The organism is Actinocatenispora comari, from assembly GCF_017312725.1.
Lineage (GTDB): Bacteria > Actinomycetota > Actinomycetes > Mycobacteriales > Micromonosporaceae > Actinocatenispora > Actinocatenispora comari.
The window spans coordinates 71,399-87,138 of the sequence record NZ_BOPO01000088.1 but is presented as its reverse complement, the minus strand read 5'-3'; the positions used below and the strand labels follow the sequence as shown (position 1 = coordinate 87,138).

Annotated in this window: 15 protein-coding genes; 1 reads left to right on the top strand and 14 read right to left on the bottom strand. The window is 73.0% G+C overall.

What is annotated here, in order from left to right; all coding sequences use genetic code 11:
- The 14 genes from NUM_RS37305 to NUM_RS22905 all read right to left on the bottom strand — a co-directional run.
- Positions 1 to 418, bottom strand: a 418-nt coding sequence (locus NUM_RS37305) for a 2-oxoglutarate dehydrogenase E1 subunit family protein (protein WP_440588073.1), incomplete at its 3' end; no start/stop codon positions are given.
- A 292-nt stretch (positions 419 to 710) separates the two neighbouring features.
- Positions 711 to 1,514: an ABC transporter permease gene (locus tag NUM_RS22965; RefSeq protein WP_207126978.1), complete on the bottom strand. Its 804-nt coding sequence runs from the start codon at positions 1,512 to 1,514 to the stop codon at positions 711 to 713.
- Positions 1,511 to 2,419 (bottom strand): ABC transporter ATP-binding protein, encoded by a 909-nt coding sequence (locus NUM_RS22960; RefSeq protein ID WP_207126977.1) that lies wholly within the window; start codon positions 2,417 to 2,419, stop codon positions 1,511 to 1,513. The genes NUM_RS22965 and NUM_RS22960 overlap by 4 nt, the downstream gene beginning before the upstream one ends.
- Before the next feature lie 120 nt (positions 2,420 to 2,539).
- Entirely contained in the window at positions 2,540 to 2,944 is a 405-nt protein-coding gene (locus tag NUM_RS22955) for a hypothetical protein (RefSeq protein ID WP_207126976.1), read from the bottom strand.
- Positions 2,928 to 3,125, bottom strand: coding sequence for a helix-turn-helix transcriptional regulator (locus tag NUM_RS22950; RefSeq protein ID WP_207126975.1), 198 nt, complete (start codon positions 3,123 to 3,125; stop codon positions 2,928 to 2,930). The genes NUM_RS22955 and NUM_RS22950 overlap by 17 nt, the downstream gene beginning before the upstream one ends.
- A gap of 53 nt (positions 3,126 to 3,178) precedes the next feature.
- The gene (locus tag NUM_RS22945; RefSeq protein ID WP_207126974.1) at positions 3,179 to 4,270 is read right to left on the bottom strand and encodes an acetate/propionate family kinase; all 1,092 of its coding nucleotides are present in this window, start codon (positions 4,268 to 4,270) and stop codon (positions 3,179 to 3,181) included.
- Between the two features lie 15 nt (positions 4,271 to 4,285).
- Positions 4,286 to 6,673: a phosphoketolase family protein gene (locus tag NUM_RS22940; protein WP_207126973.1), complete on the bottom strand. Its 2,388-nt coding sequence runs from the start codon at positions 6,671 to 6,673 to the stop codon at positions 4,286 to 4,288.
- 88 nt (positions 6,674 to 6,761) lie between these two features.
- Positions 6,762 to 7,553, bottom strand: coding sequence for an rRNA adenine N-6-methyltransferase family protein (locus tag NUM_RS22935; RefSeq protein WP_207126972.1), 792 nt, complete (start codon positions 7,551 to 7,553; stop codon positions 6,762 to 6,764).
- Positions 7,554 to 7,882: 329 nt separating this feature from the next.
- Positions 7,883 to 9,430 (bottom strand): phytoene desaturase family protein, encoded by a 1,548-nt coding sequence (locus NUM_RS22930; RefSeq protein ID WP_207126971.1) that lies wholly within the window; start codon positions 9,428 to 9,430, stop codon positions 7,883 to 7,885.
- A gap of 138 nt (positions 9,431 to 9,568) precedes the next feature.
- Positions 9,569 to 10,783, bottom strand: coding sequence for a tetratricopeptide repeat protein (locus NUM_RS22925; RefSeq protein WP_207126970.1), 1,215 nt, complete (start codon positions 10,781 to 10,783; stop codon positions 9,569 to 9,571).
- Positions 10,784 to 11,005: 222 nt separating this feature from the next.
- A complete protein-coding gene (locus NUM_RS22920) occupies positions 11,006 to 12,016 on the bottom strand; it encodes a CU044_5270 family protein (RefSeq protein ID WP_207126969.1) in 1,011 nt (336 codons plus the stop codon).
- Between the two features lie 3 nt (positions 12,017 to 12,019).
- Entirely contained in the window at positions 12,020 to 12,541 is a 522-nt protein-coding gene (locus NUM_RS22915) for a SigE family RNA polymerase sigma factor (RefSeq protein ID WP_207126968.1), read from the bottom strand.
- 91 nt (positions 12,542 to 12,632) lie between these two features.
- The gene (locus tag NUM_RS22910) at positions 12,633 to 13,913 is read right to left on the bottom strand and encodes an outer membrane protein assembly factor BamB family protein (RefSeq protein WP_207126967.1); all 1,281 of its coding nucleotides are present in this window, start codon (positions 13,911 to 13,913) and stop codon (positions 12,633 to 12,635) included.
- A 68-nt stretch (positions 13,914 to 13,981) separates the two neighbouring features.
- A complete protein-coding gene (locus tag NUM_RS22905) occupies positions 13,982 to 14,695 on the bottom strand; it encodes a hypothetical protein (RefSeq protein WP_225918783.1) in 714 nt (237 codons plus the stop codon).
- Between the two features lie 212 nt (positions 14,696 to 14,907).
- On the opposite strand from NUM_RS22905, the gene NUM_RS22900 reads away from it, so the two are divergent.
- Positions 14,908 to 15,660 carry a response regulator transcription factor gene (locus NUM_RS22900; protein ID WP_207126966.1) on the top strand — a complete coding sequence of 251 codons (753 nt, stop codon included), beginning with the start codon at positions 14,908 to 14,910 and terminating at the stop codon, positions 15,658 to 15,660.
- Positions 15,661 to 15,740: the final 80 nt, after the last annotated feature.

The window sequence follows — 15,740 nt, the reverse complement described above, 5'->3', positions numbered from 1 at the left end:
CGCCGGCCGGCGCCGGGCTGGTCGGCGCGCTCGCCACGGCGGTGCCGCCGTGGGCGCCGGCCGTACCGTTGCTGCTGCCCGCGGCGGCCGTGCCGTTGCTGCCGGAGGCGGCCGGGCTGTCCTTGCTGCCGGAGGCGGCGGGGCTGTCCATGCTGCCGGAGGCGGCGGTGCGTTCCTTGCTGCCGGAGGTGGCGGTGGTGCTGTCCGTGCTGCCGGAGGCGGTGGTGCCGGCATCGCTGGCCGGCTTGTAGTCGGCGAAGAAGTCGTGCCACGCGGGGTCGACGCTGGAGGGATCGGACAGGTACCGCTGGTACATGTCCTCGACGATCCACTCGTTGGGTCCGAATCCCGCGAGCAGACTGGTCTCCGACTCGCCGGACGCGGTGGGGGTTGATTGTCCGTTGCTCTGGCTCGACACGGCCGTTATCGCCTCTTCCGACGTGATTTCTTCTCGGCCGCGAATCGCGCGGCCGCCACGCTGAACGCCCGGCATTCCAGGCTACGCGCCCGTACCAACGGGTTGGTGTGATGGGACCGACCAGGCAGGCGCTTTGTCCACCGAGGTGGCGTGTTTCACAGAATGGAAAACGATCGCCGTCACGCGGGAGTTACGTGCCGTGACTTGCATCGCGCCGGTACGGACGAACCCGGCGCCACCGGCGCGGACGGGACGTCCACACCGGCGGCGCCGGGCACGGGTCGGGCGAACCTCAGCTGATGTCGCGGCGGCGGGTGATCACGGTTCCGATCACCGCGGCGACCACGCCGTACGCCAGCAGCGCCAGCGCGCCGGCCCACCACGCGATGCCGTTCGCGCCACCGGGCGAGGTCATGATCGTCGACGCGCCGCTGGGCAGCCAGTTCGGCACCTTGTTCAGCCAGTCGGCGTGGAAGTAGTGCGCCATCAGACCCAGGCCGATCTGGATCACGGTCTGGCCGATCAGCATCGCGACCAGGCCGATGATCACGGCCAGGATCTGGCTGCGCAGCAGCGCGCCGAGGCCGAGTCCGAACACCGCCCAGATCGCGAAGGCGAGCCAGTTGAGCCCGATCGACTTCAGCACGTCGCCGTTGCCGAGGAACGTGTCGACGTGCTGGCTGGCCAGGAAGCCCAGCCCGGACGGGACCGCCAGGACGGTCGTGATCAGCGCGATGATCACGCCGACGATGACCGCCACGATCAGCTTGCCGGCGATCACCCGGGTGCGCTTCGGGGTGGCGAGGAACGTCGCCGTCGCGGTCTGGTGGAAGAACTCGTTGGTGAAGATCAGGATCCCGAACACCATCGCGAGCAGCGTGCCGAAGTACTGGCCGGAGGTGTAGAGGTTGGTGGCGATCGACTCCGGGCTGACGTCCGGCACCCCCTGGTTGGTGCCGGGGTTCAGCTCGACGTAGCCGGTGAGCATGTTGAACGCGATGGCGATCGCGGTGAACGCGAGGACGCCGATCAGCATCAGCCACCACAGGTTGGTGCTGCGCACCTTGAGCCACTCGCTGCGAATGATCCGGTTCATCGGATGCCCGCCTTCCCGCTGGTCAGTTCCAGGAAGATGCGCTCCAGGTCGGCGCGCTGCGGGGAGAGCTCGTGCAGCTCGACCCCGGCGACGAGGGCGGCGTGCCCGACCGCGGCGGCCGGGATGCCGGTGACCAGCAGCGCGCCGTCGTCCTCGGTCTGCACCGCGGTGCCGGGCGCCTTGAGCTCGGCGAGCAGCTTCTGCGGCTCGGGGGTACGCACCCGGACCCGCTGCATGCCGTCGGCGTCGGTGAGCTCGCTCACCCGGCCCTGCCGGATCAGCTTGCCGGCCGCGATGATCACCACGTCGTCGGCGAACAGCTGCACTTCGGACAGCAGGTGGCTGGAGACCAGCACGGTGCGCCCCTGCTTGGCGAAGCCGGACAGCAGGTCACGCATCCACCGGATGCCCTCCGGGTCCAGCCCGTTCGCCGGCTCGTCGAAGATCAGCACGGCCGGGTCGCCGAGCATGCCGGCGGCGATGCCGAGCCGCTGCTTCATGCCCAGCGAGTAGCCCTTGACCTTGCGCTTGGCGGCCGGGGTCAGCCCGACCATCTCCAGCGCCTCGTCGGCCCGCTGGTACGGCAGGCCGCCGGCGGCGCAGAGCACCCGCAGGTGGTCCCGGCCGGTGCGGCCCTTGTGGAAGCTCGCGGCCTCCAGCCCGGCACCGACCACCCGCAGCGAGTCGGGCAGGTCGGCGTAGTGCTGGCCACCGATGGTGGCGTTGCCCGCGGTCGGCGCCACCAGGCCGAGCAGCATCCGCAGCGTGGTGGTCTTGCCGGCCCCGTTGGGGCCGAGGAACCCGGTCACCCGACCGGGTTCCACCGTGAACGAGAGATTGTCGACGGCTCTGACCCGACGAAACTGTTTCGTCAGGCCGGAGACGACGATCTGGCCGTCAGCCATGAAAACGCGAGCCTCCCCAGCAGGCGTGGGCTGCGCCGCGGGCGGCGCAGCGCGACGAGAAACACCGAGTGTTACATGTGCCGGCCAACGTCGCTGGCCGGCGCGCCATCGCCAGGGCCGTCAGTACCGGCGGGCGGCAACGCGATTGGCGATGCCCCAGGCGATGCACAGGACGAGCAGTTGCGGTGCGGTGAAGCCCAGTGAGGCGGGCGCGAGCACGCCGGCGACCAGGAACTCGGCCATCGCGAGAACCAGGGCGACCACGCCGAGGACGGCGAACCCGTCCCGCGCGATGGTCCGGTCCCGCTCGTCGCGGTACTCGATCGCATCGACCCGGTTCACGTCGCTGGCGTGGGGGCGCCGGGCCCACCAGACACCGAGCGCACCCAGCGCGGCCGTGACCGCGAAGGCGGCCACGTGGATCCACAGCCGCAGGATCACCGCGGTGACGAGACCGGCGAGCAACGCCGTGAAGATCATCAGATTGGGCCGCGACAGCGGCAGGCGATCAAGCCTCGTCCACATGGAAGACCTCCTCGATGGTCAGGCCGAAGAACCGGGCCAGTCGTGCGGCGAGCCCCAGGGAGGGGTCGTACCGGCCGGTCTCGATCGCGTTGATCGTCTGCCGGGAGACGCCGAGCTGGCTCGCCAGTTCGCCCTGGGACATGCCGCGTGCGGTCCGCAGGGGGCGAACCTCGCTTCGCATGTGTCATGCATGCTTGACACATGCGAAGCTGTCAAGTCAGCTTTACACCGGGGTCAGCCGAGCACGGTACAGACCTGGGCGGCGATCTCGGCGTCCTCGCGCGCGGTGACCACCGCGGTGCGTACCGCGGCGCCGGCGGCGGACACGTCGGCGTCGCCGTGCGCGGCGTCGTTGCGTACCGGGTCGACGGCGACGCCGAGGAAGGCGAGCCCGGCCGCCGCACCGGCCCGTACCGCCGGGGCGTGCTCGCCGATGCCGCCGGTGAACGCGAGCACGTCGAGACCGCCGAGCGCCGCGGTCATCGCGGCGATCCCGGCGCGCAGCCGGTGCAGGTACACGTCGAGCGCGCGGCGGGCGGAGCGGCTGCCGGCGTCCCGGGCGGCGAGCACCTCGCGCATGTCGGCGGTACCGGCCAGGGCGAGCAGCCCGGACCGCTGCTCCAGGTCGCGGCCGATCTCGTCGACCGCCAGCCCGGTGTTGGCGGCGAGCCAGGTGACCAGACCCGGGTCGACGGTGCCGGACCGGGTGCTCATCACCACGCCCTCCAGCGGGGTGAAGCCCATCGTGGTGTCGACCGAACGGCCACCGGCCACCGCGCACAGCGAGGCGCCGGAGCCGAGGTGGCAGCTGACCACCCGGGCGGTGGCCGGGTCGCGGCCGGTGAGCTCGGCGGCGCGGCGCGCGGCGTACCGGTGCGACAGGCCGTGGAACCCGTACCGGCGCACCGCGTAGCGCTCCCGCCACTCCGCCGGTACCGGGTAGGTCGCGGCGGCGGCCGGCAGGTCGGCGTGGAACGCGGTGTCGAAGCAGGCCACCGCCGGGGTGTCGGGCAGCAGCTCGGCGACCGCGCGGATGCCGGCGAGGCCGGCGTCCTGGTGCAGCGGCGCCAGGTCGCGCAGCGCGGCGATGTCGGCCCGGACCTGGTCGTCGATCCGTACCGGCCCGCGGAACTCGCGGCCGCCGTGCACGATCCGGTGCCCGACCGCGTCCGCCGTGCCCAGCCGCGCCAGCGCCTGCCGCAGCCCCGCCACGGCGAACTCGCCCGCCGTCGCCGGCAGGTCGGCGCGGCCGACGACGGCGGCCCCGTCGTCGAGCAGCCGTACCTTCACGCTCGACGAGCCGGCGTTGACCACCAGCACCCGCATGTCAGCGGCCCGCCCTCATTCCGCGCGGGCCTCTCCGTACGGCCAGGTCCACCCGCTGATCGCCGGGTCGTCCAGGCCGTGCTCCCGGGTGTAGGCGCGGGCCGCGAGCCGGGCGTCGGCCATCCGCTGCCGCAGCCCGGCGCACCGGCTGCGCAGCGACGGCACCCGGTCGATCACGTCCATCACCAGGTGGAACCGGTCCAGGTCGTTGAGCATCACCATGTCGAACGGCGTGGTCGTGGTGCCGTTCTCCTTGTACCCGCGGACGTGCAGGTTCGCGTGGTTCTCGCGCCGGTAGGTGAGCCGGTGGATCAGCGTCGGGTAGCCGTGGTAGGCGAAGATGATCGGCGCGGAGCGGGTGAACAGCGCGTCGAACTCGGTCTCGGACATGCCGTGCGGGTGCTCGTGCTCGTCCTGCAGCCGCATCAGGTCGACCACGTTCACCACCCGTACCGCGAGGTCCGGCAGGTGTTCGCGGAGCAGCGCGGCCGCGGCGAGCGTCTCCAGGGTGGGCACGTCGCCGGCGCAGGCGAGTACCACGTCGGGGTCGCCGTCGTCGTTGGACGCCCAGTCCCAGATGCCGACGCCGCGGGTGCAGTGCGCGATCGCCTCGTCCATCGTCAGGTACTGCAGCTGCGGCTGCTTGCCGGCGACCACCACGTTGACGTAGTGCCGGGAACGCAGGCAGTGGTCCATCGTGGACAGCAGGGTGTTCGCGTCCGGCGGCAGGTAGACCCGGATCACCTCCGCCTTCTTGTTCACCACGTGGTCGATGAAGCCCGGGTCCTGGTGCGAGAAGCCGTTGTGGTCCTGCCGCCAGACGTGGCTGGACAGCAGGTAGTTCAGCGACGAGACCGGCTGCCGCCACGGGATCGACAGGGTGGTCTTCAACCACTTGGCGTGCTGGTTGAACATCGAGTCGACGATGTGGATGAAGGCTTCGTAGCAGTCGAACAGCCCGTGCCGCCCGGTCAGCAGGTACCCCTCCAGGAAGCCCTGGCACTGGTGCTCGCTGAGCACCTCGACCACCCGACCGGCCGGCCCGAGCCGGTCGTCGGACGGGTACAGCGCGGCCTGCCAGTTCTTGTCGGTCGTCTCGTACACCGCGGACAGCCGGTTGGACGCCGTCTCGTCCGGGCCGAACAGCCGGAAGTTGTCCGGGTTCGCCGCGATCACGTCGCGCAGCCAGCCGCCGAGTACCCGGGTCGACTCGGCCGTCGTGGTGGCCGGTGCCGGTACCGGCAGCGCATGGTCGCGGAAGTCGGGCAGCCGCAGCTCGCGCAGCAGCAGCCCGCCGTTGGCGTGCGGGCTGGCGCTCATCCGGATCTGGCCGCGCGGCGCCAGCTCGGCGATGTCGCCGCGCAGCCGGCCCTCGCCGTCGAACAGCTCCTCCGGCCGGTACGACAGCAGCCACCGCTCCAGTTGCTGCCGGTGCTTCTCGTCGGTGCGCGCGTTCGGGATCGGCACCTGGTGCGCCCGGTACGACCCCTCGACCTGCTTGCCGTCCACCTCGACCGGGCCGGTCCAGCCCTTCGGGGTGCGCAGCACGATCATCGGCCAGGCCGGCCGCTCGATGCCGGCGCCGTTGCGGGCGTCGTGCCGGATGGTGGCGAGCTCGTCGAACACCACGTCCAGCGTCGCCGCCATCAGCTGGTGCATCGTGGCCGGGTCGTCCCCGGCGACCAGGTGCGCGTGCCAGCCGTACCCGTTGAGCAGCGCGACGAGCTCGTGGTCCGGGATCCGGGCCAGGATCGTCGGGTTGTCGATCTTGTACCCGTTCAGGTGCAGGATCGGCAGCACCGCCCCGTCGGTGGCCGGGTTGAGGAACTTGTTGCCGTGCCAGCCGGTCGCGAGCGGCCCGGTCTCCGCCTCGCCGTCGCCGACCACCGCGGCGACCACCAGGTCGGGGTTGTCGAAGGCGGCGCCGTGCGCGTGCGACAGCACGTAGCCGAGCTCGCCGCCCTCGTGGATCGACCCCGGTACCTCCGGGGCCGCGTGGCTGGGGATCCCGCCCGGGAACGAGAACTGCCGGAACAGCGCCGCGAGGCCCGCCTCGTCCCGGCCGATGTGCGGCATCAGCTCCGAGTAGGTGCCCTCCAGGTACGACTGGGCGACCACCGCCGGGCCGCCGTGGCCCGGGCCGCACAGGAAGATCATCTGCTGCTCGCGCTGCCGGATGATCCGGTTCAGGTGCGTGTAGCAGAAGTTCAGCCCCGGCGTCGTACCCCAGTGCCCGAGCAGCCGCGGCTTGACCTGCTCGGCCGCCAGCGGCTCCCGTAGCAGCGGGTTCGCCATCAGGTAGATCTGCCCGACGGCGAGGTAGTTCGATGCCCGCCAGTAGGCGTCCAGCCCGGCGAGCTCCGCCTCGTCCAGTGGTCCGCTCCGGGTCTCCACCGCTGTCACCGCGACCTCCGGCCCGCTCGATCGACGCCGCGCCGTACGAGCACCGAAGGCGGGCTCGTGGGCGCAGGCACGGCTCCTGGAAGCGACACTAGGTGATGGACCGGGCGCGCGCGGCGGGTTCGCCGACAACCGCCGCGGCGGCCAGCGCGGCCCACACCGAGGGTGGTACGGCACCGGCCACCGCCGGCGGCGCGATCCCGGTGCTGCGGGCCAGCCGGTGCGCCCGCCCACCCGGTACGTGCGCGGCGAGCACGGCGGTCGCCGGCGCGGCCGGCCGGCGGTACGCGTCGGTCAGCAGCGCGTGCAGCACCGGCAGCGCCCGCCGGTCCAGCTCGCGCGGCCGGATCACCAGGTGCGCGGCGGCCACCCGCGGCGCGGGGGAGAAGGCGGTGGCCGGCACCCGCCGGGCGATCCGCAACTCGTACCGTGCCGCCCACCAGGCCGTCTCGGCGTCCCGCGGTACCGGCCGGGTCAGCCGGCGCGCGAACCCCCACTCGACCAGCAGATCGGCGCCGCGCAACGGCACGTCCCGGCCGCCCAGCAGCCGGCGCAGCGCGGCCGTACCGACCGCGAACGGCAGGTTCGCGACCACCGCGAACGGCCGGCGCGGCAGCCGCACCCGGCGCAGGTCGTCCTCGACCACGGTCACCGGACGCTGCGCGAACCGGCGCCGCAGCCGGGCCGCGAACGCCGCGTCGCGCTCCACCGCGACGATCCGGGCGCCGGTACCGGCCAGTGCCGCGGTGAGCACGCCGGGGCCGGCGCCGAGTTCGAGGACGAGATCACCGCCGCGCGGGCGGGCCGACCGCAGCAGGCCGGCGATGACGGTCCGGTCGCGCAGGAAGTGCACGCCGGACGGATTGCTTGCAGGTGCACGCATGGCAGGTACTCCCGGGATCAGGGTCCCGGGCGCGAGCCACGGCGGCAGCCAGCCAGCGATGCGAAGGAAGGGAGGCAACGGACGGCCGCGCACGGGACGGTGTCGATCGACAACCGCTGTCGAGCGCGGCGAAACGCCTTGCCGGCCCGGCGCCGCGAGCGGGCGTCCGGGCCGCTGATCAGGCCGCGCTCAGTGCTGGCGCAGCCGGATGTTCATGGCTCCCATGTCGAGCACCCTAACCGGCCTCGGCGCGACGCACCCACCGAATTACCCGCCGGCGCCGGCGCGACCCACCCACCGCACGACGGGCCGGGAGCCGTCGGCCGGGGTCAGCGCAGGTCGGCGAGGACAGCTTGGGCGGCGTTGTGGCCGGCGCAGCCGATCACCGAGCCGGCCGGGAAGCAGCCGGCCGCGCCGGCGTAGACGCCGGGCACGCCGGTGCGGTACGGCATCCGGTCGGTGAAGCTGATCGCGTTGTCGACGTGGAAGATGTTGCCGTTGGTGATGCCGAAGTGCGCTTCGATGTCCGGCGGCGCCAGCGCGTAGACGTCGTCGACCAGGTCACCGACGCCCGGCGCGTAGCCGTCGACGAACTCCAGCAGCCGGCGCACGTACCCGTCCTTCTCGGTGGCCCAGTCGGAGCCGGCCGGGGTGTGCGGCACGCCCTGTACGAACAGCGCCGAGGAGTGCCGGCCCGCGTCGTCGCCGAGCGACGGGTCGAGGGTGGAGTGCAGGTACCACTCGACCGGCGGCAGCGGATCGAGCCGGCCGGCGGTCGCCGCGTCGAACCCCGCCCGTACCGCGGTGAGCACCGAGCCGTCCGCGGCCGGTTCGGGCAGCAGGTGCACGGTGGTGCCGTGCTGGCCGCGCGGCTGCGGCAGCGCGGCGAAGCGCGGCAGCTCGGACAGTGCCAGGTTGACCTTCATCGTCTGGCCGCCGGACCGCCGGGCGTACCCGTCGATCCGGTCCCGCAGCTCCGGCGGGCAGGTCGCGCCGAGCAGCGCCGGCAGCCGGTACGGGTCGGTGGCCACCAGCACCGCGCTCGCGCCGTACTCGACCTCGCCGACCCGGACGCCGGTGACGGCGCCGCCGGCGGTGGTGATCTCGTCGACGGTCACGCCGGTACGGATGGTGGCGCCGGCGGCGGTCGCGGCGGCCGCGAGCGTCCGGGTGACGGTGCCCATGCCGCCGCGGACCACCATCCAGGTGCCGTCCGCGCCGGGCAGCCGGCACATGTTGTGCACCAGCAGGTTGTGGCCGCTGCCGGGGGTCCAGGGGGAGCCGGTCAGGCCCGGCATCCCGTCGGTGACCGCGTACATCGCGATCACCTGCTCGGAGGCGAACCCGAACCGGGACAGGTAGTCGATCGCCGAGCCGCGCACCAGGTCGACGAACGTGTCCCGCAGCTGCGGCCGGATGTACCGCTCGGCGGTCTGCTCCACCGGCAGCGGCTCGGCCAGCCAGGCCGGGGCGAGGTCGTTCGCCAGTGCGGACAGTTCGGCCCGCAGCGCCTCGTCGGCGCGGTCGTCGGCCTCGGTGAAGAACTCCGCGAACTGCCGGCGGGCGTCCGCCCGGTCGCCGCCGAGCAGCAGGTACCGCCCGTCGCGCGCGGGCAGGAAGTAGTGCGGGTCGCGCCGCACCAGCGGCAGGTCGATGCCGAGCGTCGCGATCAGCTCCGGTGGCATCAACCCGAGCAGGTATGCGCCGGAGGACACCCGCACCCCGGGGGTCCGGTCGAACGGTGCCTCGGTGCGGCAGGCGCCGCCGACGACGTCGGCCCGCTCCAGCACCTGCACGGTCAGGCCGGCGCGCGCCAGCAGGGTGGCCGCGACCAGCCCGTTGTGGCCGGCACCGACCACGATCACATCCGCCGTCATGTCGTACTACCTACCACGTCCACGCCCGCCGCAGTACGGGTCGATCATGGTGCGGTACGCGTCGAGCACGGCGCGGTACCGGCGGAGAGCGCTTGCCGGACGACCCGGCACGGTGCTCGTGGCGCCGGGGCGTGCGGGTCAGCGGCCGTGGCGGCCGGTGCTCCGGCGGGCCGGCTCGCCGGCGCGGTCCCGGCGGACCGCGCCCCGGGCGACGAGGTGACCGCACAGGCAGCCCAGCACGCCGAGCGCGACGGCGACCAGCAGCACCGGTACCGAGTCGGCGAGGGCACCGACCGGGCCGGCGAGCACGGCCAGCGCGCCGAAGACCAGGCTGGCCACCAGCCCGCCGCGGCCGCCGGCGAGCTGCCGCCAGCCGGCCGAGCTGCCGGCCAGCAGCAGCACCGTGACCACCACCAGGCCGACCCCGGCGATCCCGGCGACCGCCTGGTACCAACCGGTCGCGCCGGACGGGCGCAGCACCAGCAGCATGCCGGCGACCGCCGCGGCCAGGATGCCCAGTACGGACAGGCAGTTGCCGAGCACCCGGGCCGGGCGGTGCACGCCGACCACCGGCTCGGGACCGTTCGGGCCGGCCGGTTGCGGGTCCGGCGCGGGCGGCCGGTACGAGCCGGGCTCGCCGGTGTCCGGGGCGTAGGCGCGGAAGGTGTCCGGCTCGCCCGCCCACGGGTCGCTCGGCGCCATCGCCGGGTCGGTGTCCGGGGAGCCGGGCCGCAGTGCCGCGGTCGGGCCGCCGTCGAGCCGGTGGTGCAGCTCGGCCAGCTTGCGGGTGACCATCACGTCACCGGGCGCCCGGTCCAGCGCGTCGGCGTACCCGGCGGCCGCCTTGTCCATGTCGCCGGCCCGCAGCGCGAGATCGCCCAGCAGTACGTGCGGCTCGGCCCGTTGCGGCGCGATCGACGCGGCCCGCTTGGCCAGCTGCCAGGCCTCCACCCCGCCGCCGGGCCGTTCCACCAGCGCGGCGGCCAGGTCGAGGTGGGTGACCCAGCTGTCCGGTGCGGCCGACACCGCCGCCCGCATGGTGTCGAGCGCGGCGTCCCGGTCGCCGAGCCGCAGCGCCGCCTCGGAGAGCATCCGGTACCCGAGGGCGCTGGCGGGGTCGAGCGCGACGGCCCGCTCGGCGGCGGCCCGCGCCTCGATGTCGCTCTCGGTACCGCCGTTACCGGCGAGCAGGGCCGCGGCCAGCCGCAGCCAGGTACGGGCGTCGTCCGGTTGCCGCCGCGCGAGCTCGCGGAGCGGCACCGAGGCGTCGTCGGCGCGATGCTCCTTGAGTAGTTGCTCGGCTTCGTCCTGTAGCGACCGGAGGCGGTCGGGTTCGTTGCGAGCAGGTCCCACCGTTCCGATCGTCACGGCAGGTGAATACCACATCTGCCGCGCAATCCCCAACTTCGACCAACGGTCGAGCGACGCGGCACACGTGCGGACGGCGGCCGCCCCGGGGAGGGGCAGCCGCCGTCCACGCGCGGTCGGCGCCGACAACCGATCAGCCGACGACCGGTCAGCGCCGCCGACCGGCGGGGGCGACCGCCGGCCGGTCCGGCCGGCCGGCGATCACGGTCACTTCACCTGGTCGACGACGTCGACGGCCAGGATCGCCGACCACGTCAGGTACTTGCCGGTGGCCGGGTCGTCGGTCTTGTAGCCGAGGAACCGGTAGTCGTGCCGGTCGAAGACGATCATGTAGCGGATCTGGCTGTCGGGGTCGGTGATCGCCACCCCGATCCCCTTCCGGCCGGCCGCGTCGGTGGCGCTGCGGACCAGTTCGACGCCGGGCAGCCGGCCGAGGTCGGTGTACAGCGGGCGGGCCAGCTCGGCCGGCACGATGCCCACGTTCAGCACGTTCTCGATGACCTCGAACCGCATCACGTTCAGCCGGTGCTGCTGACCGGGCTTCTGGTCGGCCCGCGCCTGCGCGGCGGCGTCGATCCTGCGCATCAGCGCGTCCGGGTCGGTCGGCAGCGTGGTGAGGTACTGGTAGGTCGGCACATCGAGGCTCGGGTGCCGTACCCGCATCGTGCGGAACCTGCGGTCGTCCCCGGCCTTGAGCGGCGAGGTGGCCCAGCCCCGCCTGCTGCCGTCGGCGGACGACCAGCTCTCGCCCGTCTCGCTGTACTGGACGGTCTTGACGCCGCGCAGGTTGGAGTCGGCGTCGCCGTGCAGCGCCGGGCTGTCCACGTCGGGGGCCGGCTCCCGCGACTTGACCAGGGTCTTCTGGTAGATGAACTGGTCCGGCCGGACGGTCGGGTTCTGGTGGTAGGCGGCCAGCGACGCGCGGTCCAGCAGCTCGGTGGCCGTGGTCGGCCGGCCGGCGGCGGTCGAGTGGCTGCCGGCCGCCGCCGGCGGCCTCGCCCCGTCGGGTGCGGCGCCACCGCCCAGCATCATCGCGCCGCCGACGGCGAGTGCGGCGACCGCCGCCACCCCGCCGGTCGCGGCCGCCCGGGTGGTGCGCCGGCGCCGGGTCCGGCGGCGCCCCAGTTCGAGGGCGCTCTGGGCGAAGCCCGCCGGCATGGGCGGCTCGTCGGCGGTGTCCGGTGTGTCGAAGAGGTCCTGCAGTCGTGGCTCGGTCATGCCTCATCCCTTCGCTTCCGCGCGCCGCGGCTCGTCCCGGTACCCGGGGAGCAGCGCGCGCAGGTTCGCCAGCGCGTTCGCGGTCTGGCTCTTGACGGTGCCGGGGGAGCGGCCGAGGACGCGGGCGGTCTCGTTCACGTCGAGCCGCTCCAGGTACCGCAGCGTCACCACCGCCCGCTGCCCGGCGGGCAGCCGGGCCAGCGCCGCCATCAGGTCCAGCCGGTCGTCGGGCTCGCGCGCGCCCGGCGCCGGTGCGTCCGGCGGTTCGGTGGTGAGGAGGATCCGGCGGTACCAGGCCCGCTTCGTCTGTGCCAAGAACGTGCGGTAGAGCATCTTCCGGACGTAGCCGTCGAGCGCCTCGACGTCTCGCACCCGGTTCCAGTGCTGGTACAGCTTGGCCAGCGTCTCCTGCACCAGGTCCTCCGCGGCGTGCCAGTTGCCGCTGAGGTGGTAGGCCGTGCGCCGCAGGCGAACCATGCTCGCCTCGACGTACGCCACATACTCGCGTTCCCGATCGGCCCGCATCCAACCTCCCTTGACTCCCCACTGCAGAAAGGGAGGGACGCGGCCGATCGGTTGGGTCGCCCGGAACCTTTCCCGGACGGCCCGCCGAGGGTCAGCGCAGGCCGGTGAGGCGGCGGGCGACCGAGTCGTACAGCACGACCGCGCCCGGCACCGCGATGATCTCGTTGACCTCGCCCGGGATCGCCACCGATCCGAGCCGCTTGCGGTCGGGCAGCGACCAGGTGACGGCCGAGTACCGCTTGCCGCTGCGGTGTGCCTCCAGCACGGTGCCGCCGTCGGCGAGCAGCGCGGCGTTCAGCCCGGTGAAGTCGGGCCAGCTGGTGTCCTTGCCGGTACGCGGGTCGCGGGTGGACGCCGGCACCACGCGGTCGTTGGCGACCTGCGCCGCGTACACGTCGACCGCCGGGGTGAACCCGACCGTCAGGTGCGTGTCGGGCAGCCCGTACGTCGGGGTGGGCAGCTTGTACAGCGCGGTGCCGTCGGCCGCCGACACCGCGCCGGCGAACTGCGGCCCGCCGATCACGCCGGCGGAGAACCACACCCGGTCCGGGTCCTGACCGAACGCCTCGACCCGGGCCAACACCTGGGTACCGGGGCCGATCGGCTGCGCGTCGGTGACGAAGTCGTGCCGCCAGCGCGGCGTGCCGGTCCGGTCGTTCAGGTCGACCAGCTCCACCGAGAGCGAGTCGGAGTCGTTGCGCTGCACCGGAAGCAGCATCGAGTTGGCGGCGGCCGCCTCGTCGGAGCCGAGCAGCGCGAACTGGTGCGCGTCCGGCCCCGGCCGCCAGTGCCACAGGTGCTTGCCCGAGTTGATGTCGTACCCGTCGATGCGGAACATCCCGTGCGCGATCCGGTCGGCGTGGGTGATCAGCGTGTTGTCGGTGGCCCACATCCGGTCCACCGAGCGGTACCCGTCGCCCGGTGAGCCGAGCGAGCGGTGCCACTTCACCGTGCCGGTCATCGCGTCGAACACCACGAGCAGCTGCTGGCTGTCGCGTTCGAACCAGGCGGCGAGCCGCTTGCCGTCCGGGCTCGCGGCGAGCCGGACCAGGCTCGACCGGGCGCCCCGCCGGGCGTAGTGCCAGCGCTGCTTGCCGGTGCGGCCGTCGATCGCGACGACCTGGTCGGGCAGCCCCTTGGAGCTCGACGAGGTGCCGTAGATCAGGCCGGCGCCGGCGGCGAGCGGGGCGGTACCGGACTCGACGGTGGCGGGCACGCTCCAGGCGACCTCGTCCGGCCGGCTGACCTGGGCCGGCACGTCGATCGCGGACGCGGTCGTCTCGTCGATGGCGAGGTCCGGCCCGCCGCAGGCAGTGGCCGTACCGACCAGCAGCGCGGCCAGGCCGAGCAGGGCGGCCATCCGTACCCGCACGTCAACCTCCGTCGTGGCGTCGCGGCCCTGGGGCGTGTCTGGTGACGGGCGCAGATCGTACCGACGGATCAGTCGCGCAGGGTGAGCCAGGTGGCGAGGGCCTGCCCGAGGATGGCGCCGTCCGGACCGTAGATGGTCGTCGCCACGTACGTCTTGTGGCCGTCCGTGCCCAGACTACGGCCCATCACCACGCAGTGTTCGCCGGGCTTGGGCACGTCCCGGACCCGGGCGGCGATCCGGCCGAGCACCTGCGGCCGGTGCTCGTGCTCGACGGTCCAGCCGCCCGGGCAGTCCAGCGCGGCCCAGACGATCTCCTCCGGTACCTGGCCGTCGGCGTCGGTGGCCGAGTCGTCCGGCACCCAGGGGCAGGCGGTACGGCCGGTGCCGTCGTCCAGCCGGCCGGGGAACAGCCGCAGCCCGTCGCCCTTGTCCCGCTGGTGGCCGCAGACGAAGCAGTTCGGGTACGGGTGCTCGGTGAAGCCGGGGTAGCCGGCCGACGCCAGCTCCGCGACCTCGAAGCCGACCGGCGGGACCAGCGCGTCGAACGGCTCGGCCGGCCGGGCGCTGGCGATCAGCAGCTCCCCGTCGTACAGGTGGACGTCGCCGGTGCGGGACGACTCGGTGTCGATGTCGAGCGGTCGCGACAGCGGCGGCGGCGTGTGTATGGTCACGACCGTGCCGTTCGCGCTGTGCGCGGCCTTGGCGAGCTGCCCGGCGACGTAGCCGGGGCTCGCGCTGTCTGGCCGGCCAGCGAAACGGGGAGATATCGTCAGCTGTGTCATGAGGTTGCCGTCCGTGGGTGCGAGGTCGCCTTCACCGTACCTGTACGCCATGTGACGTCAAACGGGACAGTTGGTGACGGTATGCATTCCTCGTCATGCACCCACCGTCTCACATCGCCGGCTCGGCGGCACGCTCTTACCGCGGTGATTTCCAGTCAACTCACAGGCTTTCGTCAGTGGCGGTCCAGAGCTTCTGGGTAATGATGGGTCACATGGCCACAGGAACATCCGCGGGACCGAGTGATCTTGCTCAGGCGAGGGCCGGTGCGGGCGGCCGGCAGAGCGAGGCGCGCCTGCTCGTCGTCGAGGACGACCCGAACATTCTGGAGCTGCTGTCGGCGAGCCTGCGCTACGCCGGCTTCGAGGTGAGCACCGCGACCCGGGGCCAGGAGGCCACCACGGCGGTTCAACGCCGCCGCCCCGACCTGGTCGTGCTGGACGTGATGCTGCCGGACATGGACGGGTTCGAGGTGGCCCGGCGGATGCGCTCCGGCGGCGACCGCACCCCGGTGGTGTTCCTGACCGCCCGGGACGGCACCGAGGACAAGGTGCGCGGCCTGACCCTCGGCGGCGACGACTATGTGACCAAGCCGTTCAGCCTGGAGGAGGTCATCGCCCGGATCCGGGCGGTGCTGCGCCGCACCGGCGGGGAGTTCGAGCCGCCGCCGCGGCTCACCTTCGCCGACATCGAGCTGGACGAGGAGACCCACGAGGTCTACCGCGGCGGCAAGCTGATCAAGCTGTCGCCGACCGAGTTCAAACTGCTGCGGTACTTCATGACCAACGCGGGCCGGGTGCTGTCCAAGGCGCAGATCCTGGACCACGTGTGGAACTACGACTTCCGCGGCGACGACTCGATCGTCGAGTCGTACGTGTCCTACCTGCGGCGCAAGGTCGACACCAGCGAGCCGCGGCTGATCCACACGCTGCGCGGCGTCGGGTACGTGCTGCGGATGCCGAGCTGATCAGGAACGTCATGGTGACCGGTCGCGTGCCGGCCACGGGGGAAGTGCGGGAACGCCAGTGAGTTACGCCGATCCGACCA